Origin of the sequence: Micromonospora sp. WMMA1949, assembly GCF_027460145.1 — a bacterium.
GTDB lineage: Bacteria > Actinomycetota > Actinomycetes > Mycobacteriales > Micromonosporaceae > Micromonospora.
In genome coordinates, this window is record NZ_JAPZBG010000001.1 from 1,987,322 (window position 1) to 2,006,624 (window position 19,303).

General features: G+C 72.0%; 23 protein-coding genes and 1 tRNA gene. 15 read left to right on the plus strand and 9 right to left on the minus strand.

The genetic code is table 11. From position 1 onward, the window contains the following. Positions 1 to 3 precede the first annotated feature (3 nt). Positions 4 to 600: an XRE family transcriptional regulator gene (locus tag O7607_RS09080; protein ID WP_332367304.1), complete on the minus strand. Its 597-nt coding sequence runs from the start codon at positions 598 to 600 to the stop codon at positions 4 to 6. A gap of 348 nt (positions 601 to 948) precedes the next feature. On the opposite strand from O7607_RS09080, the gene O7607_RS09085 reads away from it, so the two are divergent. The 12 genes from O7607_RS09085 to O7607_RS09140 all read left to right on the plus strand — a co-directional run bounded on the left by O7607_RS09085 (position 949) and on the right by O7607_RS09140 (position 9,845). After that, entirely contained in the window at positions 949 to 1,278 is a 330-nt protein-coding gene (locus O7607_RS09085; RefSeq protein ID WP_269702391.1) for a hypothetical protein, read from the plus strand. Positions 1,279 to 1,395: 117 nt separating this feature from the next. Continuing rightward, the gene (locus tag O7607_RS09090) at positions 1,396 to 2,331 is read left to right on the plus strand and encodes a hypothetical protein (RefSeq protein ID WP_269702392.1); all 936 of its coding nucleotides are present in this window, start codon (positions 1,396 to 1,398) and stop codon (positions 2,329 to 2,331) included. A 111-nt stretch (positions 2,332 to 2,442) separates the two neighbouring features. Continuing rightward, positions 2,443 to 3,303, plus strand: coding sequence for an FtsK/SpoIIIE domain-containing protein (locus tag O7607_RS09095; RefSeq protein WP_114918888.1), 861 nt, complete (start codon positions 2,443 to 2,445; stop codon positions 3,301 to 3,303). Then, positions 3,300 to 3,491, plus strand: coding sequence for a hypothetical protein (locus O7607_RS09100; protein ID WP_269702394.1), 192 nt, complete (start codon positions 3,300 to 3,302; stop codon positions 3,489 to 3,491). The genes O7607_RS09095 and O7607_RS09100 overlap by 4 nt, the downstream gene beginning before the upstream one ends. A gap of 85 nt (positions 3,492 to 3,576) precedes the next feature. Then, positions 3,577 to 4,089 (plus strand): DUF6197 family protein, encoded by a 513-nt coding sequence (locus O7607_RS09105; protein WP_269702396.1) that lies wholly within the window; start codon positions 3,577 to 3,579, stop codon positions 4,087 to 4,089. Then, a complete protein-coding gene (locus O7607_RS09110) occupies positions 4,086 to 4,508 on the plus strand; it encodes a DUF6197 family protein (RefSeq protein ID WP_269702398.1) in 423 nt (140 codons plus the stop codon). The genes O7607_RS09105 and O7607_RS09110 overlap by 4 nt, the downstream gene beginning before the upstream one ends. A gap of 764 nt (positions 4,509 to 5,272) precedes the next feature. Beyond that, positions 5,273 to 5,617: an RRQRL motif-containing zinc-binding protein gene (locus O7607_RS09115; RefSeq protein WP_269706927.1), complete on the plus strand. Its 345-nt coding sequence runs from the start codon at positions 5,273 to 5,275 to the stop codon at positions 5,615 to 5,617. Further along, positions 5,614 to 6,516: a hypothetical protein gene (locus O7607_RS09120; protein ID WP_269702400.1), complete on the plus strand. Its 903-nt coding sequence runs from the start codon at positions 5,614 to 5,616 to the stop codon at positions 6,514 to 6,516. The genes O7607_RS09115 and O7607_RS09120 overlap by 4 nt, the downstream gene beginning before the upstream one ends. A gap of 128 nt (positions 6,517 to 6,644) precedes the next feature. Continuing rightward, positions 6,645 to 8,099, plus strand: coding sequence for a replication initiator (locus tag O7607_RS09125; protein ID WP_269702401.1), 1,455 nt, complete (start codon positions 6,645 to 6,647; stop codon positions 8,097 to 8,099). A 90-nt stretch (positions 8,100 to 8,189) separates the two neighbouring features. After that, entirely contained in the window at positions 8,190 to 8,396 is a 207-nt protein-coding gene (locus tag O7607_RS09130) for a hypothetical protein (protein WP_269702403.1), read from the plus strand. Next, positions 8,393 to 8,587, plus strand: coding sequence for a helix-turn-helix transcriptional regulator (locus O7607_RS09135; RefSeq protein ID WP_269702405.1), 195 nt, complete (start codon positions 8,393 to 8,395; stop codon positions 8,585 to 8,587). Before O7607_RS09130 ends, O7607_RS09135 begins: the two co-directional genes overlap by 4 nt. A gap of 1 nt (position 8,588) precedes the next feature. Beyond that, complete coding sequence (locus O7607_RS09140; protein ID WP_269702407.1) at positions 8,589 to 9,845, plus strand: tyrosine-type recombinase/integrase; 1,257 nt, start codon at positions 8,589 to 8,591, stop codon at positions 9,843 to 9,845. A gap of 62 nt (positions 9,846 to 9,907) precedes the next feature. Here the strand turns inward: O7607_RS09140 and O7607_RS09145 are convergent. The 6 genes from O7607_RS09145 to O7607_RS09170 all read right to left on the minus strand — a co-directional run bounded on the left by O7607_RS09145 (position 9,908) and on the right by O7607_RS09170 (position 16,319). After that, positions 9,908 to 9,984, minus strand: a tRNA-Ala gene (locus O7607_RS09145). 190 nt (positions 9,985 to 10,174) lie between these two features. After that, the gene (gene sepX, locus O7607_RS09150; RefSeq protein WP_269702409.1) at positions 10,175 to 10,957 is read right to left on the minus strand and encodes a divisome protein SepX/GlpR; all 783 of its coding nucleotides are present in this window, start codon (positions 10,955 to 10,957) and stop codon (positions 10,175 to 10,177) included. Between the two features lie 169 nt (positions 10,958 to 11,126). Then, positions 11,127 to 11,768 (minus strand): GNAT family N-acetyltransferase, encoded by a 642-nt coding sequence (locus O7607_RS09155; protein WP_442929475.1) that lies wholly within the window; start codon positions 11,766 to 11,768, stop codon positions 11,127 to 11,129. Positions 11,769 to 11,820: 52 nt separating this feature from the next. Beyond that, positions 11,821 to 13,134, minus strand: a complete 1,314-nt coding sequence (locus tag O7607_RS09160) for a molybdopterin molybdotransferase MoeA (protein WP_135243213.1) — start codon at positions 13,132 to 13,134, stop codon at positions 11,821 to 11,823. Continuing rightward, positions 13,131 to 14,120: a UTP--glucose-1-phosphate uridylyltransferase gene (locus O7607_RS09165; RefSeq protein ID WP_269702412.1), complete on the minus strand. Its 990-nt coding sequence runs from the start codon at positions 14,118 to 14,120 to the stop codon at positions 13,131 to 13,133. The genes O7607_RS09160 and O7607_RS09165 overlap by 4 nt, the downstream gene beginning before the upstream one ends. A gap of 9 nt (positions 14,121 to 14,129) precedes the next feature. Continuing rightward, positions 14,130 to 16,319 (minus strand): GGDEF domain-containing protein, encoded by a 2,190-nt coding sequence (locus O7607_RS09170; RefSeq protein ID WP_269702414.1) that lies wholly within the window; start codon positions 16,317 to 16,319, stop codon positions 14,130 to 14,132. A gap of 82 nt (positions 16,320 to 16,401) precedes the next feature. On the opposite strand from O7607_RS09170, the gene O7607_RS09175 reads away from it, so the two are divergent. Then, the gene (locus O7607_RS09175; RefSeq protein ID WP_433494950.1) at positions 16,402 to 17,049 is read left to right on the plus strand and encodes a 5-formyltetrahydrofolate cyclo-ligase; all 648 of its coding nucleotides are present in this window, start codon (positions 16,402 to 16,404) and stop codon (positions 17,047 to 17,049) included. A gap of 218 nt (positions 17,050 to 17,267) precedes the next feature. Here O7607_RS09175 and O7607_RS09185 read toward each other — a convergent pair whose 3' ends face one another. Then, positions 17,268 to 17,483: a hypothetical protein gene (locus O7607_RS09185; RefSeq protein WP_269706928.1), complete on the minus strand. Its 216-nt coding sequence runs from the start codon at positions 17,481 to 17,483 to the stop codon at positions 17,268 to 17,270. Between the two features lie 358 nt (positions 17,484 to 17,841). Here O7607_RS09185 and O7607_RS09190 point away from each other — a divergent pair, with 358 nt between their 5' ends. Continuing rightward, entirely contained in the window at positions 17,842 to 18,318 is a 477-nt protein-coding gene (locus tag O7607_RS09190) for a flagellar biosynthesis protein FlgA (protein ID WP_269702418.1), read from the plus strand. 60 nt (positions 18,319 to 18,378) lie between these two features. Here the strand turns inward: O7607_RS09190 and O7607_RS09195 are convergent, their stop codons facing one another. After that, a complete protein-coding gene (locus O7607_RS09195) occupies positions 18,379 to 18,555 on the minus strand; it encodes a hypothetical protein (protein ID WP_269707123.1) in 177 nt (58 codons plus the stop codon). Positions 18,556 to 18,675: 120 nt separating this feature from the next. On the opposite strand from O7607_RS09195, the gene O7607_RS09200 reads away from it, so the two are divergent. After that, positions 18,676 to 19,293 (plus strand): hypothetical protein, encoded by a 618-nt coding sequence (locus tag O7607_RS09200; RefSeq protein WP_269702420.1) that lies wholly within the window; start codon positions 18,676 to 18,678, stop codon positions 19,291 to 19,293. Positions 19,294 to 19,303: the final 10 nt, after the last annotated feature.

The window sequence follows — 19,303 nt, forward strand, 5'->3', positions numbered from 1 at the left end:
GGCTCAGTGCTCCGGCCAGACGGCCCGCTTCTTTCCGAGCACCTGTTTGAAGCTGGCGACGTAGTTGTCGAACAGCTCCGCTCCGCCGATGCGCCGGAGATGCAGCACCGGGGCGTAGGCGGCCGGTGTGCCGTAGAGGTGGGTGTTGACCAGCATCTCGTCATCGAAGCGGTAGATGGAGTTGTAGAGGATCGTGTCGTGGTAGTAGATCCCGACGGTGTCCAGGTCTCGTAGCTCCTTGTAGAAGGCAAGCGCGTTCAGAATCTTGCTCGACATGGCAGCGCCGATGCCCTCGTCGTTCCCCCGCTCGGCGATGTGCTTGCCCTCGGGATCACCAAATAGCAACTCCACCTGGGCGCCCGCGAGCGCCTTCTCGCGAAGGGTCGGCACCCATCGGTGGTTGAACTCGGGTAGGAACAGGCCGCCGTAGACCAGGACGCCGATCTGTCGGGTGGCCTTCTCCAAGAGTTGCTGCCAGAGGTCCGTCGGGACGGCTCCGCGTCGAGGGTAGATGTGGACCACCTCGGACTGGCTGACCTGCGCCGCTCGCTGCGCCGGCAGAGCGTCCGGCCAGAGGTAGGACTCGCTCTCGTCCAGCAACTCAGCGATCGTGTGGCGATAGCGCGGGTATGGGTTCCGGTCCTGGGTGATCCACCGCTCGACGGTCTTCGGGTCGACCCCAAGTCTTTCCGCGAGTGCCCCAGGCGTCAGCCCTTTCGTCAGCATCCTGCTGCGTAGACGGTCGTTCGGCATTGAGGCTCCTGCTCGTGAACCAAGGGACGACTCTAGGGACGACTCACCGTACCAAGGACGTCCCTAGTCGTCCATGTCTCGTGGTGAACTCGTCACTACTGATCGACGCATCCTGATTCCACTAGAGCTGCCGTCCAGGGAGGACGTATCTGGCCCAGCGATACGGGCTCAGCTCACGAGTTGAAGGAGTCAGTCATGGGACGTCTGCTGCTGGACACCTCGCGGGTGTCGTACGAGGTGTCGGTGAACCCGGTGCCGAAGCTGGACCAGAACGGTCAGCAGAAGTTCGACCGGGAGACCAAGAACCCGATGTGGACCGTGCACCTCTACGCCCTCTCCGAGGGCAGCGCGGAGGTCATCAACGTGACGGTCGTGAACCCGGTGATGCCGCCGGTGACCGTCCGTCAGCCGGTGCAGCCCCTCGACTTGGAGGCGCTGCCGTGGGTCAACGACCGCGACGGCAAGGTTCGTTCGGGGGTGGCGTTCCGGGCCTCGGGCCTGACGCCGCTGGACACCGCCGCCTAGCGGCGGGCGTGTCATCTGCTCCAACAGAAGTGGTGGACACGGGCTCGCTGGTGATTGGCGTCGTCTGCGAGCCCGCGTCCTGTCAACAACTCCGGTCCCGTGTTGGGAGGACTTGTCGTGTCCAAGTCTATGTCGCGGTCCCCGTTCGGCTGGTCGAACCGTGGGGGCAACGTCACCGTCATCGAAGCCCCGATCGCCCGCTCCTACCGTCGTCGGGCCACCATCGCCTTCTGGGTCGTTCTCGGCGTCGTCGGCCTCCTGGCCGCCACCGTCGCCTCGCACTACCTGCACCCGATCGTCGGCGCCCTGCTCGGCGGGATCATCGGCGCTGTCCTCGGCGCGGTGACGTTCGCGCTGATCGTGGCGTGGCCGGTCCTGCGCGTCTTCTGGCACTGGCTGCCGGAAATCGCGTTCGGCCTGGCCGCCGTCTACGGCTGGACCGCGCTGATGCAGTCGACGCCGCTGTGGGGGTCGCTGCTCGTCGTCGCCCTGGTCGTCGGCGTGCCGGCCGCGATCGCACCCGTGCGTCGCCGCGTGATGGCGCTGGTGTGGTGTCTGGTGGTGCGGCACCGGCTGCGGCTGTGTTTCGCGGCGTTCATCGCCACCAACCGGCACGGCTCGCTGCCGCTGATCCTGCCCGCGAAGCCGACCCCGGCCGGTGAGCGGGTGTGGGTGTGGCTGCGTCCCGGTCTGTCGCTGCGGGACTTGGAGCAGGACGGCCACGTGCAGAAGCTGGCCGTCGCCTGTTGGGCCAACGAGGTCCGCGTCATGCGCGCCTCCCGCCGCTACGCCGCTTTGATCCGCCTGGACATCACCCGCCGCGAACCTCTCGCGGCAACCATCGTGTCCCCGCTGCCGGACCACGTCCCCACGGACATGCCGGCCAACGCTCCCACGTCCCCGGGCATGCCGCCTGTCGGCCTGGACCTGCCCGACGTGCCGGACACCCCGGCAACCCTCACCGCCGAGACTCCTCGGCCGCGCAAACCGCGCAACCCCACCACCACCGAGGCGAGCCCGACCAACGGGTTCGACCCCTCCGACTACGCCTGACCACCGGGACGGCGCGGACCACGCACCCCTTGCGGGTCGAGAGTCCGCGCCCTTCCCACCCTCACCCGCCTTTGACACGTACGTGTCAACCGACCCCACCGGGAGCCCGTCATGGATCTCACCGACACCATCGAACTACCCGCTACGTCGGCCGACACGGTGCCGGTCGGCGCGGGCTTGTCCATCTTCGACCCGGTGTTCCTCGGCATCGACGAGTTCGGCCAGGCCGTCTACCTGCCGATGATCTACCGGAACATCCTCATCGGCGGCGAGCCCGGCGCGGGCAAGTCCTCGCTGTTGAACACCATCGTCGGCCACGCGGCGCTGTGCCCGGACGTCAGGTTGTGCCTGCTCGACGGCAAGCAGGTCGAACTCGGTCTGTGGCAGGACGCTGCCGACGTGTTCGTCGGCCCGGACATCGAGCACGCCATCCGCACCCTGCGCCGGGTGCAGACGGTGATGGACAACCGCTACTCGTTCCTGATGTCGCGCCGCCGCCGCAAGATCGGCCGCAACGACGTGTTCGGTCAGATCCTCGTGGCCTGCGACGAGATCGCCTACTTCTCCGCCACCGCCGGGGACAAGAAGACCCAGGAACTGTTCGCCGCGCTGCTGCGCGACATCGTGGCCCGTGGCCGCGCCGTCGGGATCATCGTCGCCGCCGCGACGCAGCGCCCGTCCTCGGACATCATCCCGCCGTCGCTGCGGGATCTGTTCGCGTGGCGGTTCGCCGGCCGCTGCACCAACGACGTGTCCTCCGACATCATCCTCGGCCACGGCTGGTACGCCCGGGGCTTTTCCTCCAACACCATCGACCCGAACAACCAGGGCGAGGGCTTCCTCATCGCCGAAGGCGGCATCCCGAACCGCGTCAAGGCCGCCTACATGAGCGACACCGACATCATCCGCGTCGCCGACTACGCCGCCTGGACCCGCCGCCACGACAGCTCCGAGATCGGAGCGGCGGCATGAACGGCCGGACCGCTGTCCCGACCCGCGTCGTGGACCTGGTGCTCGTCGGCACCGGCGAAGACATCGCCGCGCTGACCGCCATCACCCGCAACGCGGGCGTACTCGTCTTCCGCTCCGCACCCACCGCCGCTGGCCCTTATGACGACCGGCAGCGGGTGTTCCTCCGGCTCCACCTGCACCACCGATAGAAGCGGCCGACGGCCCGGATCGAGCCCTGAGAAAGCGAACCCGGACCGCCGACCCAACCACCGCCCACGAAAGGACGTGGCCGCCATGAACCCTACCCAAAAACAGCCCACCACCCCCGGCGCGCTGGCCGACCTGACCCCGGCCGACACCCTGCGCTGCGCCGCCCGCTACCTGGAAATCCACGGCTGGATCAAGGGCACCTACTACAGCAACCAGGGCGGCACCTTCCCGCCCGCCTGCGCCGTCGGCGCGATCGGCATGGCCGCCCACGGCCGCCTCATCACCATCCCCGCCACCCACGGATCCGGCGCCCGCGACTGCACCCGGGCTCTCGACTACCTCACCGACTACCTGAGCGACCTCGGGGTCATCGCCTACGGCGACGACTGGAACACCGCCCCGACGGACGCGATCGAGTGGAACGACCGCGACGACCAGACCGCCGAGCAGGTCATCACCACCCTGCGCGCCGCCGCCGACAACTACGACTGGTCGCACGCGACCGCCGAGCAGCTCGAAACCTACGCCGAGCACGAGTACGCCAACGAGTCGCTGCCCACCCGTGAGGGCTTCCTCGCCTGGATCGGTGCCCGATGAGCACTGTCACCGCGCTGCCGACCGGCAACGTCCACGCCATCCTCGACCGCGCCGCCCTCTACCTGGGCCAGCACGGCTGGACACCGACCGGCCTCTACGACGCCCACGACGGGTGCACCGCGAAGTGCGCCTGTCACCGCACCGGCCTGTACCCGGCGTCGATCCTCGGCGCGATCCGCGCGGCCGTGTTCGGCCGGCCCCGCTGGTACCTCACCGGCATCACCGACGCGGACCTGCACGCCTACAGCGCCGCCGTCGAGTGGTTCAACACCTACCTCATCGCCGTCGGCCACGACGGCCAGCACGCCCCGGTCTTCGCCTGGGAGACCACCCCCGGCCGCACCCCGGCCCACGTCACGCAGGCGCTGTGCGCCGCCGCCATCGCCTACCGCAAGCACACCATCCGGAGGGCCGCATGAGCACCGCCGCCCACATCACCGACCTGACACGTACGTGTCAAAACCCTGTCTCCACCGCCGCGCTCGTCGGCGCGCTCGAATCGGCGTGGGCCGCGATCCGTGCCCAGCACGCCGAGATCCCGGCCGTCGTTCTCGTCGTCGGCTCAGGTTCCCCCACCAAGCCCAACCAGGGCATGAAGTGGGGCCACTTCGCCGCTCTGCGCTGGCAGCACGGCGACACCCAACTGCCCGAAATCCTCATCTCCGGCGAGGGCCTGTCCCGCGAACCGGAAGCGGTGTTCACCACCCTTCTGCACGAGGCGACCCACGCCCTGGCCGACGTCCGGGGCATCCAGGACACCTCCCGGCAGGGCCGCTGGCACAACAAGCGCTTCGCCACCCTGGCCGCCGAACTCGGCATGTCCACCACCAAGGACGACAAGCTCGGCTACTCCCCCTGCACCCTCACCGACATCACCCGCGCCCGCTACCGGGCCGTCATCACCGACCTCACCGAGGCGCTGCGCTTCTACCGCCACCCCGAACCCACCGGGGAAGGCAAGCAGCGCACGAACAACAACAACGGCGTCTCCTGCGAATGCGAGTGCCCTCGCAAGCTGCGCATGTCCACCACGGCCTTCGAGGAAGGGCCGATCGTGTGCGCCGTCTGCTCGGCGGCGTTCCTGCCCGAGGACATCGACCGGGACACCTACGAACACCCCACCTTCGCCACCGGCACCCCGGCTGGCGGACAGGGCGACGACGACCAGGAGGACGACGACCCGATGGTCTTCTACGACCCGACCGGCGAGCGCTACGGCCTGCCCACCTACCCGTTCAAACTCGCTCCCGGCGACCTGCTGACCCGCCGTCAGCTCCGCGCCCGCGACCTTCGCCCCGGCGGCCAGGATCCCGCCGCGCAGATCCTTTGGCGTCGCGGTAAGCGCGTCGCATACCTCTACCGCCTCGACCTCGCGCAACCCAAGCGCACCGCCACCGCCGCCCAGATGGCGGCCATCGACAAGGCGCTCACCGCCCGGCGCACCTGCCCCGACTGCGGCCAGGTCAAGCCCTACTACATCCCTCGCCGTACCGGCGCCTGCCTCGACTGCCAAGAGGTGACCTCATGACGTACCCGCCCACTGCTACCAAGGCGAAGAAGAACGGCCGCGTCTACGCCTACATCGGCGCGTTCTCCGGCGGAGTCGTCTCCGTCGCCGCCAACATCGCCCACTCGTTCATCGCACCCAAGGACGCCCCGGCCGACTGGTCGCCGGAACCCGGTGCGGTGGTTTCTGCGGTCGTGTGGCCGCTGTTCCTGTTCATCGCCATCGAGATCCTTGCTCGTACGCCCTGGCCGACGGGCTGGGGTTGGAACGTGCTGCGCTGGGTCGGGCTGCCGCCCGTGGCCCTGGTCGCCGCGTTCGTGTCTTACCGGCACCTGTCCGGACTGCTCGACCACTACAACGAGGAAACCCTCGTCGTCTGGTTCGGTCCCCTCGCCGTGGATGGCCTGATGCTCATGGCCACCGCCGCGCTACTCGCCACCGGAAACCGCACCACCCGGCCCACTGCTCTCGTCCCGGCACCTGCGCCGGCCACCACCGCCGAGGCCCCGTCATCCGACAACCCCGCCTCGACGCTGGTCCGCCCGGCCGCCGCGACCCCGGCCACCAACCCCAACCCCCACACCGATCCGCGACCCATCGAACCCGTCAACCCGCCCACCCCAACCGAGGACACCGACACCCCGACGGCGGTCGAGCCCACCCCGGACACCGCCACGGACCCGATCCCGGCACCTGCGGCACCGGTCACCACCGGCCCGCCGCCCGCGTTGCTGTCCAACGCCCGGCTCGTCGCCGCCGCGCACGAAAAGGCCCACGGTGAACCGATCAACCCGGGCCAGCTCGCCGTCCGGCTGCGCGTGCCGACCCACACGGCCGCCGACCTCCTGACGGCCCTCAACCACCCGACCACCATCAACGACAAGACCCACAACGGCACTGCCGTGGGAGCCACCGCGTGACCTCCTCGACGCTGCCTCTCGCACCCGGGACCACCACGGTCCCGGGTACGGGAGCCTCCGCCGACGCAGACACCGGCCACTGGCCCTGGGCTGTACCCACCTCCACCCGCCCCGCTGATGACGGCTGGGTGCGCGGCCATGACCCCCGCACCGTCGCCTCCGGCCGCGCCCGCGCCCAGGATCCCGACTACGCCGACTGGCTCGGCCACGTCCGCGCCGCCTCCGCGTGCAAGCACCCGATCCGCCTGGCGGGGCAGATCCACGTCAACGACCGTGACGGCAACCGCATGGTCACCATCGACACCGACACCATGCCCGACGGCGCGATCTACACCCCCTGCGGCAACCGCCGCGCCGCCGTCTGCCCGTCCTGCGCCGAGGTCTACCGCCGCGACACCTACCACCTCATCAAAGCCGGACTCCAAGGCGACCGGTGGGGACTCCCGCCGCTGCACGAACACATCGCCCTCTTCCTCACCGCCACCGCGCCCTCGTTCGGGCCGGTGCACCACCGGGTGGTGAAGGTCCACGCCGCGGACTGCCGCAAGAAAGACGGCTGCACCTGCCGCGCCTCCGTCTGCCACCCCTTCGGCCGCACCTGCCCCCACGGCCACGAGCTGCGCTGCGGTGCCCGGCACAAGGCCGGTGACGGGCAGCTCGGGCAGCCGCTGTGCCTGGACTGCTACGACCACACCGCCCAAGTCGTCTGGAACCACGAAGCACCCGAGCTGTGGCGCCGCACCATCCAACAAGTCGACCGCGAGCTACGCCGCCTCGGCCGCGCCCACGGTGTCGAGCTGCGCCGCCGCTACATCAAGGTCTACGAATTCCAGGTACGCGGCGTCGTGCACTACCACGCGCTGATCCGCCTCGACGGCCACAACCCCGACTGCCCCGGCGCGATCGTCCCACCACCCCGCCAGATCACCCGGGACATGTTCGAACAGGCGGCACGGGCGGCGTTCGTCAAGACCTCCTACACCTCCGCCGGCCACCCCGCCAACGGCGGCCAGGGATGGCACATCGCCTGGGGCGACAAGGGGCTCGACGTCAAGCACGTCAACGCCCCCGGCGGTGAAGTCAACCTCGCCCAGATCACCGGCTACATCGCCAAGTACGTCACCAAGAGCACCGAAGTAACCGGCCTGAACCTACGCCGCGTCGACGACCTCACCGTCGACGTCCACGGCGACCCGACGACCCACCTCGGCCGACTCATCCGCGCCTGCTGGGACATCGGCGAACACCCCGACTACACCCGCCTTCGCCGGTGGGCGCACCAGTTCGGCTACGGCGGGCACATCGCCACCAAGAGCCGCGCGTTCTCCGCAACCCTCGGCTTCATCCGCATGCAGCGCACCATCTGGCGACGCACCGAAGGCCACCCCCACACCTGGGACGACGAACAAGCCGAACAGGTCATCTACGAACTCGGCTACCACGCCACCGGCTGGATCAGCACCGGCGACGCGCTACTCGCCAACACCGCCGCAGCCCAAGCCCGCGCCCGACACCAAGCCGGACTCGACGCCCTCACCGACGAACTCACCGCCGCTCGCGCGGCCCGACCCCTGGCCGCTTGACACGTACGTGTCAACGCCACGTGTAGCCGTTCCTTGACAACTCCACAGCGCACGCAACACCCCCACCACCTCGGCCCGGAAGGAGCAGCCATGCCCACACGTCCCCGCCCCCTGGTCGCGGTCCGGCTCATCGGCCCGACCGCCACCGTCACCACCCACGCCGCCACCATCGCGGCCCAGCTCGTCGCCCACCACGGCGGGCGCGAACGCGTCACCTGCCGCACCAGCACCCGCACCGCCGACTACAGCGGCGAAAGCCGCGCCTACATCACCATCACCAGGAAGGAGCCACGATGACCGCACCCACCCCGCTCCCACTGCCGGAACTGTGGTCGATCCAAGACACGGCCGCGTTCCTCCGTGTTCCCGTCGGCACGCTCTACCAGTGGCGGCACCGCCGCACCGGCCCTCGTGCCTTCAAGGTCGGCCGCCACCTGCGCTACAACCCGGCCGACGTCCGGGCATGGCTGGAAGATCAGGCGGCCTGACATGCCCATCGACGACCTGTGGTACCTGAGCAAGCGTGGTCCGAACAACGAGCGTCTGAAGTCCAAGCGCTACGGGCGCGGAAAGCGGTGGCGCTGTCGATACGTCGACCGCAATGGCGAGGCGCGGGAACGCCTCTTCGATCGGAAGGTCGACGCGGAAGCCTGGGATGCCAAGGCACGCGCGGGTCTCGCCGAGGAAGTCCGGATCGATCAGGGGGAGCGCCGTCTGACGTTCCAGGACTACGGGGAGCGGTGGCGGCTGTCGCGTCAGATCGGGCAGGCCCTCGACTACCAGCGCCACACCGAATCCCGGCTGCGTCACCACCACTACCCGCACTTCGGTGACCGGCCGATCCGGGCGATCACCGTCACCGACGTCTTGGAGTGGGTGGCCACGCTGTTGCGCAACAACGTCGCGCAATCGTCGGTGAAGACCTACTTCGACCTGCTCAACAACATCATGAACTCGGCGGTGGCCGACAAGGTGATCCCCGACAACCCGTGCAAGTCGATCCGGCTGTTCGCGATCCTGCGGGGCTTTTCCCGCTCGCCGAAGTGGGTGCCCACCGACGATGACGTCCTGGCCCTGGTCGACGTGGTGCCCGACGAGTATCAGGCGGCCATCTGGGCCGGTGCCGGTGAGGGGATGCGGCTCGGGGAAGTCCTCGGCCTGGAGGACAGCACCCGGTGCATCGACCCGGATCGGCAGGAACTGCACGTGGTGCAGCAACTGCGGTTCCACAAGGTCGCCTACGGTGGCTTCTACCTCGCTCCGCCGAAGGCCGGTTCGGTCGGTGATGTGGACCTGGACGACCACGTTGCGGCCGTCTTCGCCCAGCACGTCCGTACCTACCCGCCCGCCCTGGTCGAGCTGCCGGACATCACCGCTGGAACTCCCGACCCGGGCAGGGAGCCCGAGCGCCGTTCGGTCCCGCTGCTGTTCACCGACGAGCTGGGCCGGCCGATTCATGACCAACGCTGGTCGAAGATGTGGCGGGGATGGTGCAGGGCGGCTGGCTGGCCCGATGAGGGCACCTTCCACTCGCTGCGGCACTACTTCGCCACCCGCCTCATCACCTCGGGTGCCGACCCCACCGACGTGCAGAACGCGCTGCGGCATTCCAGCCTGCGGATCACGCTGGAGACCTACGTCCATTGGTGGCCGAAGAAGGACCGCCGCCGCAACATCATCAGCGGCGCGCTGCGTGAGGCGAGCGCCAAACGAAATCGGGGCCCGAAGGCCCCGAATACTCGCTGAGTTGTGCCGGATCTGTGCCCGCTGATCTTGCTAGCGGCATTTCCCCTGGTCAACGGTGTTACTGGTGGAGCTGAGGGGATTTGAACCCCTGACCCCCTCGATGCGAACGAGGTGCGCTACCGGTCTGCGCCACAGCCCCTCCGCCAGCGAACCGGCGTCGGTCCCACCCAGCTTTCACCGGGTGGGCCGGCGACAAGGCTAACAGGTCGCGGCCCCGCGATGCGAACCGACCCACCGCCCCCGTAGATCTTGGAAGCAAGTGGCCCCCAGAGGGGCCCAATTCCTCCAAGATCGCCACCAGGTCCAGGCTCGCGAGGCAGGTGAGGGGGTCAGGCGCCTCGGCCGGACTGGTAGGGGCGCCCGCGCAGGCCACCGGCCCGCCGGTAGGACACCGAGCCGCCGCTCGCCGCCGGCGGCAGGTCGGCCGGGCGGTCCAGCCCCATCGCCGTACGCCGGACCGCCTCGCGCTGGGCGGCCAGCCGGCGCTGCGCCTCCCGCCGGGCCGCCGCGCGCCGGGCCTGCTCGCGGCGCACCTCGGCCTGGCGGGCGGCCAGCCAGGCCGCCTCGCGGGCGTCCGCGCGCCGCCGCCGACGCTCGGCCAGGGCACGCTGCCGCAGGTGTACGACGTACGCGACGAGCAGCGCGCCGGTGACCGAGACGCTGATCCAGAACCCGGGTCCGACGAGCACCACGCCGCCCAGCTCGACCAGGTTGAGCAGCAGCAGTGCGGCCAGCACCCGGCGCCGGCGGTAGATCGCCGGGGTGTGCCGCCGCCGGGGCGGGTGCCGTCGGCGGGACTGGGCCGGCACCGCGGAGACCGGCCGCAGTCGCCCCGAGCGCAGACGCAGCGGTGGCGCGGAGACCGGCCGGGCGAGACCACCCGTGTCGGAGTCTTCACTGAGGGTTACGACGAGGGAGCGCGGCGGGTGCAGCGGTCGCCGCCCGGGCACGGTGCGCCGTCGACGCCGGCGCTGAAGCACCCGCGCCGTCGACTGCGCCCGCTCCGCCACCAGCCGCTCGGTGGCGTCGTACCGGCGGACCAGCGCCGGAGCGAGGGCGAGCAGACCGGCGGCGGCGAGGACGGCGAGGAGCACCGACGTGGGCACCCTCACCCCTCCCGTCACCAAAGTTCGCCGGCTAGCGCCGCCCGCCGCAACTTCTTCCGTCGGCCGTCGTTTACGGCGCACTTCGTGCGGGCGGGCAGCGCTTGCCGCAGCTTGCAGTTACTTGAGGTTACGGGCCGCCGACCCGGTTCACAGTGCGCCGCGCCGGGCGTTCGCCTCAGCGGCGGTTGTCACGTACGCGGTGCCACCGCGCCAGCAAGCCGCCCTCGGCGACTACTTCCTCGCCCGTCATCGCGTATCCGATGTGGTCGCGCCACGCGCCGTCGATGTGCATGTAGCGCACGTGATAGGCCTCCTCTCGGAAGCCGAGTTTCTCCACCACCCGCCGGGACGGCGTGTTCTCCGGCCGGATGTTCACCTCGATCCGGTGCAGGCCGCCCGGCCCGAACGCGTGGTCCACCGCGAGCGCCACAGCGGTCGGGATGACACCGCGACCGGCCACCCTGGAGTCCACCCAGTAGCCCACGTACCCGGAGCAGAACGCCCGCCGCACGATGCTGCCGATGTTGACGTGACCGACCAGCCGCTCCCGGCCGTCCTCGCGCAGGCAGACCGCGAACGGCATGCCCTCACCGGTACGCGCGGACTTGCGCTGGTCGGCGTGCACCAGGCGGAACGCAGCAGGGGAATTCGTCTCGTACCAGCCGCCGGGCACATGGGACTCCCACGGCGCCAGCCAATCCCGGTTGGCGCGCCGGATCTCCGACCAGGCGACGGCGTCCGAACGCCGGTACGGCCGCAGCACCACCGGACCGTCCACCAGCACCGCCGGCCACCCCGGCGCCCGCCGGAACCTCACCGAGCCGGCCCTTCGCTCGCGACTGCGGGGCTCGCAAGCTCACTCCTCGCGCTCACCGGCGCCGGTCCAACAGGAGCACATCCACGGTAGACCCGGCGGCCGCCGTGGTGACCCGCTCGCCGAGCACCAGCAGGCCGTTCGCGTCGGACAGGCCGGACAGCGTGTACGGGCCCCCGGCGAGCGGCTGCACCGTGTACCCGCCGCCGCGTCGCTCGGCCACGTGCGCGGGCCGGAACTCGCGCAGCCCGACCGGAGACGAGACCGTCTCCAGCAGGTGCGCGCGAACGCTCGGCCGGAACACCGGCTCGGCGCCGGCCAGCAGCTGGATGGCCGGTCGGGCCAGCACCTCGAAGCCGATCAGCGCCGCGCCGGGCTCACCGGGAAGACACACCACCGGCACCTCCTCGGCGCCGACCGTACCGAACCCGAGAGCCGTTCCGGGATAGAGGGCCACCTCTGTGAAGGTGACCGGCCCGGCCCGGCCGCCGTCGCGCCGCGACAGGATGCGGCGGACCATGTCACCGGGGCCGGTGCCGGTGCCGCCGGTGGTGATGATCAGATCGGCACGCAGCGTCTGGTCCTCCAGCAGGCCGCGCAGCGCCTCCGGGTCGTCGTCGCAGATTCCCACCCGGTACGCGAGCGCGCCCGCCTCCGCGGCTGCCGCGGTCAGCGCGTGCGAGTTGGTGTCCACCACCTGGCCTGGCTGGCTGCCCCGGCCCACGTCCACCAGCTCGTCGCCGGTCGCCACGATCACCACGCGCGGGCTGGGCCGCACCACCACGTGCCCGATGCCGGTGGCGGCGAATACCGCTACCAGGGCCGGGGAGACGTACGCGCCGGCACGGGCGAGCAGCGTGCCGGCGACCAGCTCCTCCCCGGCGCGGCGCAGGCCGTACCCCCGTTTGGGGGCGCGGAAGATCTCGACGGCGGCCATGCCCTGGTCGGTCCACTCCACCGGGACGACCACGTCGGCGCCGATCGGCAGCGGCGCGCCGGCCGCCACCGAGAAGCAGGAGCCGGGGGTGAGCCGCACCGGCCGCCAGCTGGCAGCGCCCAGGTCACCGACCACGTTGAGCCGGATGCTGCGGCCACCGGGCATACCGGAGGGGGCCGGGACGTAGCCCGGCCCCCGACTCCCACCGGAGATGTCCTCCCAGCGCGCGGCGTACCCGTCCACCGCCGCCTGGTCGAAGGCGGGGTACGAGTGCGGGGCGACCACGTCCTCGGCGAGCACGTTGCCGTACGCCTGGGTCAGGTCGAGGTCGAGTGGAGGCAGCGCGCGTAACCTGCGCAGCACACTGCCCAGGTAGTCGGCGAGCGGCGTCAACTCGTTCGCGGCCGCCTCGGCGTCGGCCGTCGCGGTCATGTATCGGCACCGCCGGACGCGTCGCGGATGCCGTTGAGGACCGCAGCGGTGACCGTCTCGTCGCCCTTGTTGACGAACTCGGCCAGCCACTTGCGGAACTCGGCGCCCAGGTCCTCCCGCTCGGCGGCGATCTGCACCACGGTCTGGAGGTAGCCGAGCGGCATGCCGGTGTCGTACCGGGTGCCCCGGTAGACGATGGCGTGCACCGGCACCCCCTCGGTACGCAGCAGCTCCATCGCGTCGGTCAGCTGGATCTCACCGCCGCTGCCCGGCTCGGTACGCCGGATCGCGTCGAAGATCTTCCCGGGGAGCACGTACCGGCCGAGGACGGCGAGGTTGCTGGGGGCGTCGGCCGGGCTGGGCTTCTCCACCATGCCGGTGACCTTGACGACCTCGGCGATGTCGGAGTATTCCGACTCGGCCGGCTCGACCGACGCGATGCCGTAGCGGCTGGTCTCGGCCGGGTCGACCTCGAAGAACGCGAGCACCACGCCGCCGGTGCGGGCCTGGAGTTCCAGCATGGCCGGCAGCAGCGGCTCGGACGGCTTGACGAACTCGTCGCCGAGCAGCACCGCGAAGGGCGCGTCGCCGACGTGCGACTCGGCGTACCCGACGGCGTGCCCGAGGCCGAGCTGTTCCGGCTGGCGGACCGTGTAGATCGCTGCCAGTTCCTCGGTGCGCTTGACCTCGGCCAGCAGCTCGGGCTTCTTGGCGAGCCGTTCCTCCAGGTCGGGCCGGCGGTCGAAGTGGTCCACCATCGAGGTCTTGCCGCGACCGGTGATCAGCAGGATGTCGTCGATGCCGGCCTGGGCGGCCTCCTCGACGATGTACTGCAGCACCGGCCGGTCGACGACCGGCAGCAGTTCCTTCGGAACCGCCTTGGTGGCCGGCAGGAACCGGGTGGCCAGGCCGGCGGCCGGGATCACGGCCTTGACCGCGCGGGAGCGACCGTGGGCCGCTGAGGGGTTCGCTGAGTGCTCCGACATGTCGCGAGACTATCGGCCACGGCTCTGCCGCGGCGGGTGAGGACCGGAAGACGCGCCGCCCTGGACGATGCCCGCCGGGTCCGCCGCGCCGGCCCGGGGCAGCCCGTCCGGCGGGCTGAGACCGGCCGCCACCACCGGGATCTCCTGGGTGGGCACCGGATCGGGCGCCGGCGCGAGCCGGTAGCCGTCGCGTCCGGCGGCCTTCGCCGCGTACAACGCGTCGTCGGCGGCGTCGAGCACCTGCTGGCCGTCGGCGGCGTGGTCCGGGTAGACGGCGATGCCGATGGAGACGGTCACCGGCACCCGCACCGGATCGTCGCCGCTCCCCTCCACCGTGACCGGCTGGTCGCGTACCACCGCGCCGAGCCGCTCGGCGACGATCGTCGCGCCCCGGGCGTCGGTCTCCGGCAGCAGCACCACGAACTCCTCGCCGCCCTGCCGGAACGCCAGGTCCACCTCACGGATCACGCCGCGTACCCGGCGGGCGAACTCGACCAGCACGGCGTCCCCGGCCGCGTGCCCCCAGGTGTCGTTGACGTTCTTGAACCGGTCCAGGTCGAGCGCGAGCACGCTGAGCATCCGGCCGAACCGGTTCGCCCGTTCCACCTCCCGGCGGATCGACTCGCGCAGGTAGCGGTAGTTCCACAGCCCGGTCAGCGGGTCGGTGAGGGAGAGCCGTTGAGCCTCCTCGTGCACCCGGACGTTCTCCACGGCGACCGCGGCGTGCCCGGCGAACGTCCGTAGCGTCACCACGTCGTCGTCGTGGAACTCGTGCCCGCCGAGCCGGTCGTAGAGGACCAGCACGCCGAGCGCCGCGCAGGCCGAGCCGGGCGGGTCGCCGTCGGCGGGCGGGTGGCCGGGCCGGTCCGGGCCGCGCGGCTCGGTGCCGCCGGGGGTGGCGAACGGCACCGCCACGTACGTCTCGCAGGACGGCTCCCCGGTCGGTACGTCCGGCGGCGTCCACCGTCCGCGCCGCGGTTCGCCGGTGGCGGCGACCGCGCCGAGCACCCCGGCGCCGACCGGCACCCGCAGCGTCGCCGGATCGGCCGGATCACCGGTCGGCCGGCGTCCGGCCATGCCTTCCACGCACCGGCCGACGAGGACGCCGTCGCCGTCGACGAGCAGCACCGCGCCGGCCCGCGCACCGGTGGCGGCGATCGCGCTGTCCAGGATCACCCGCAGGATGCGTTGCAGGTCGTGCGTGCTGGCGAGCGTGTCTCCGAGTACGGCGAGGTGGTTGCGGAGCTGGTCCCGGCTGCTGGTCAGCGCCGACACGTAGCTGCCGGTCTCCCGGGTCATCCGGTTGAACGCGCTGGCGAGCCGTCCGATCTCGTCGCGGCTGCGCACCGGCACCCGGGCGCTCAGGTCGCCGCGCGCCACCCGGTCCACCGCGCCGGCCAGCTCACCGAGCGGCCGGGTGGTCACCCGGGCCAGCCGCCAGGCCGCGAGCACTGCCAGCAGGGCGGCGAGCGCGACCGCGGCGATCAGTGCCCCGTACAGGCCGGGCGCACGTTCCCCCGGCACCGACAGCACCAGCGGCAGCGGCTGACCGGGAGACGGACCGACGCGCCGCACGTACCGGCCGTCGCCGGTGCCTGTCACCCGGTTCCCGTCCGCCTTGCCGGCGGCGGCCAGCACCGCTGCGCGTACCCCCTGCTCCTCAGTCGTGTGGGTGATGCCGCCGGGGTCGTCGAGGAGGGTGACCCCGACGCCCGTCACGGCGGCGAGCCGCGCCACGAAGGCCCGGTCGACGGGCTGGGCGGCGGCGACCGCCCCCAGGTCGGTGCCGGCCTCGTCGCGGAGCCCGACCTGGGCGGAGAGCGCCCCGACTCCGGTGGCGGGCGTGCCGGCGCAGTCCTGCCAGCGCCCGGCCGGCCCGCCGGGCGTGGCGTAGGTGGTGCGGCCGGCGGCGTCGGCCATCCGCACGGCGGCGGCCAGGCCCCGGGTGACCACCTGGTCGGCCGCACGCGACCGGACGGCCGGGTCGCCCACCAGGGCGACCGCGTCGGCCGCCGCGCGGAGTTGCTGGCAGAGCGCGTCGATCGAGGTACGGACGCCGGCCGCGGCCAGGCCCAGCCGTTCGGTGGCGCGGCTGTGGTCGACGGCGCTGAGGGTGGCCCCGACGAAGAACGCGCCGAGCAGGACGGGGCCGAGGACCACCGCGAGGAAAGCCGCCGTCAACCGCCCGCGTAGCGTCAATCTTCCCCCCGGAAGTTCCGCTCCCTTGGTGCGATGCTGACACAGAGCGACCATTAGGCAAGCGTTGCGTCAGGAGTGTTGCGTGCCGGAATTTTCGGATGAAGCGCACGATGCGAAGCGGGAGATGCGCATCGCGCTACTCGCCGCGCGCCGGTCGCTGTCCGCGGCCGACCGCGCGGTCGCGGCGGCCGCCGTCCAGGCCGAGCTGGTGACCCTGGTACGACGGCTGCGACCGGCCCGGATGAGCGCGTACGTCCCGGTCGCGTCCGAGCCCGGCGGGGACGACCTGCCGGACGTGCTGCGCGCCGCGCTGCCGCCCGACGCCGAGTTGCTGCTGCCGGTGCTCCGCGACGACCTGGACCTCGACTGGGCCCCCTACACCGGCCCGGAGTCGCTGCGCGCCGCCGGCCGAGGGCTGCGCGAGCCGACCGCCCCGCCCCGGGGGCGTTCCGCCGTGGCCGGAGCCGGCCTGGTCGTGGTGCCGGCGGTGGCGGTGGACCGCCGGGGCATCCGGCTGGGCCGGGGCGGCGGCTCGTACGACCGCGCGCTGGCCCGGGTGCCCGCGACAGTGCCGACCGTGGCGCTGCTGCACGACGGCGAGCTGGTGGAGGCGGTGCCCGCCCTGCCGCACGACCGCCCGGTGCACTGCGTGATCACCCCGGCGGAGGGGCTGGTGGCGGTCCCGGGTGTGGGCCCGGGCGCTTCCGCTGGACGAACCCGGGGGTCATGACGCACCATTGGCACTCGAAGACCAGGAGTGCCAACAGGCCGTGCCGAAGATCCGGAGGAGAACGTGCCCACGTACCAGTACGCCTGCACCGCGTGCGGCCACCAGCTCGAGGCGGTGCAGTCCTTCTCGGACGAGCCGCTGACCGAGTGCCCGGCGTGTGAGGGGCGGCTGCGCAAGCTCTTCAACTCGGTAGGCATCGTGTTCAAGGGCTCCGGCTTCTACCGCACGGACTCCCGTACGTCCGGCTCCGACAACGGTGCCTCGACCACGAGCAAGCCGGCCAAGTCCGAGTCGTCGTCCTCGTCGTCGGACTCCTCGTCGTCGACGACGTCCTCGTCGTCCGGTTCGTCCTCGTCGTCTTCGTCGTCCGGTTCGGGATCGACGGCGAGCAAGGCACCGGCGGCGTCCAGCTCGTCCTGACCCCCCTTTCGCACGCGACAGGTGGCCGTCCCCGTTCGGGGCGGCCACGTCTTTGCGGGTTGCCGTTTGCCACTCGCAGGTGGCCGGGTGGTTGTTGCCAGGTGATCCGCTCGCCGGCGCGAGCCCGGCGGATCCGCCTTCTCCGCCGTCGCCGCTTGCCTGGCGGATCCGCCGTTCTCCGCCGTCGTCAGCAGGCCGCGCGAGGGCTCACCGTCGGCCACCTGATCGGCGCGTGGGTCCGGGCTTCGGTCGGCGGGCTGACGTTGTCCACAGGACGGCGGGTTATCCACAGGGGCGGGCGACGGGGCGGCGCGCGCCGGAAGGCCGGGCCTAGCCTGCGGTCGGACGGTAGGTCGGCGGCGGGAGGCAGCGGTGACGGATGACGAGGGGACGTTGCGTCCGGTCCGCTGGCGCGGCCTGCCGCGGCGCCGGACGCTGCTGCGGGTGACACTCGTCGCGGTGCTGCTGGGGTTGGCCGCGGCGGTGCTCCAGACGCCGCCGTCCTGCCCGCCGCCCGGCTCGTCCCCGGCCGCCTCGGCGGCGGCGTCACCGTCCGGCGGCATCCCTGCCCTGCCGGCCGGCGCGGTGGGCGTCCCGATCCGGCTGGCCGAGCCGGCGGCCCTCGCGGTGCTGCGCCCGGGTGCCCGGGTCGACCTGCTCGTCGTGCCCGCCGGCGGTACGCCCGACCCCACGCTGCTGGCTCCCCGCGCGCTGGTGCTCGACGTGGTCGGCGCCACCGGAGCTGTCGACGGCTCCTCGGCGCTCTACCTGGCGCTGCCGCCGGAGCAGGCCCGGCGGGCGGTCGGGTTGCCGGAGGGCAGCCGCTTCGCCGTGGTGGTACGCGGCTGACGCGAGGCCGCGGTCAAGGGCCGCCGCCCGGCGCGAAAGCCCGGCGCGGGCCGAAGACGATCAGCTCCAGTGCGGCGGGCGCTCGGCGAGCAGCCAGTCGTCGTTGCCGCCGGGGCGCTCGCCCCAGCCGCGATCGGTGTCGTCGCTGGTCTGCTCGGGCAGCACCACGAAGTCTTCGCTGAGGTCGACCACGCGGTCGTCGTCGCCGCGCGGTGTCCGGATGACGGGGTCGGTCACGATCAGCAACGATACCGCCGAACCGGCCGCCGGCTCGATCCCGGAAGCGTGGCGGGCCGGGCGGCGGTGATCGACGCGTCGGGCGGCCGACCGGCCGGGGCGTTGGTAGCGTCGGACGGCGTGACGACGCCGAGCGGTGGCAGCCGCGACGACGAGACCTGGCGACGCCCGGAGGGCCATGATCCGGACCGCACCGACGATCCGACAGTGACCGCCGGGCAGCCCGAGCCGCGCACCACCGCCGCAGACCGGGCCGTCGCCGGCGGGATCGACACCGCCGGAGCCGCCACCGGAGCCGCTGGAGCCACCGGAGCAGCCGACACGCCGGAAGCCGCCGGGGCGGCGGACACGCCGGAAGCCGCCGAGGCGGCGGAGACGCCGGAAGCGGCCGGGAACGCCAGCCCGTGGTCACGCGAAGCGGCCACCGAGAGTCCGTGGGCGCGTCCGGAGGCGGCAGGCGGCTGGACGGTGGCCGGCGGCGCGTGGCCGGGCTCGCCCGGCGGTGGCCCGCCGCCCTCGGGTTACGCGGGACCGCCGCCGAGCACGCCTCCGCCGCCCGGCTGGCGGCCACCGGTACACGTGCAGCCGTCACCGCCGCGCCGGCTCCCGCCGCAGGACATGGCCGCGATGGACCAGGCGGAGCAGCGCGCCCAGCGGCTCACCTACGGCATCGGAGCGGCCGTGGCGGTGGTGCTGGTGCTGCTCACCTGCCTGCTCTGCTCGCGGGTGCTGTTCTGACCCGCAGCGG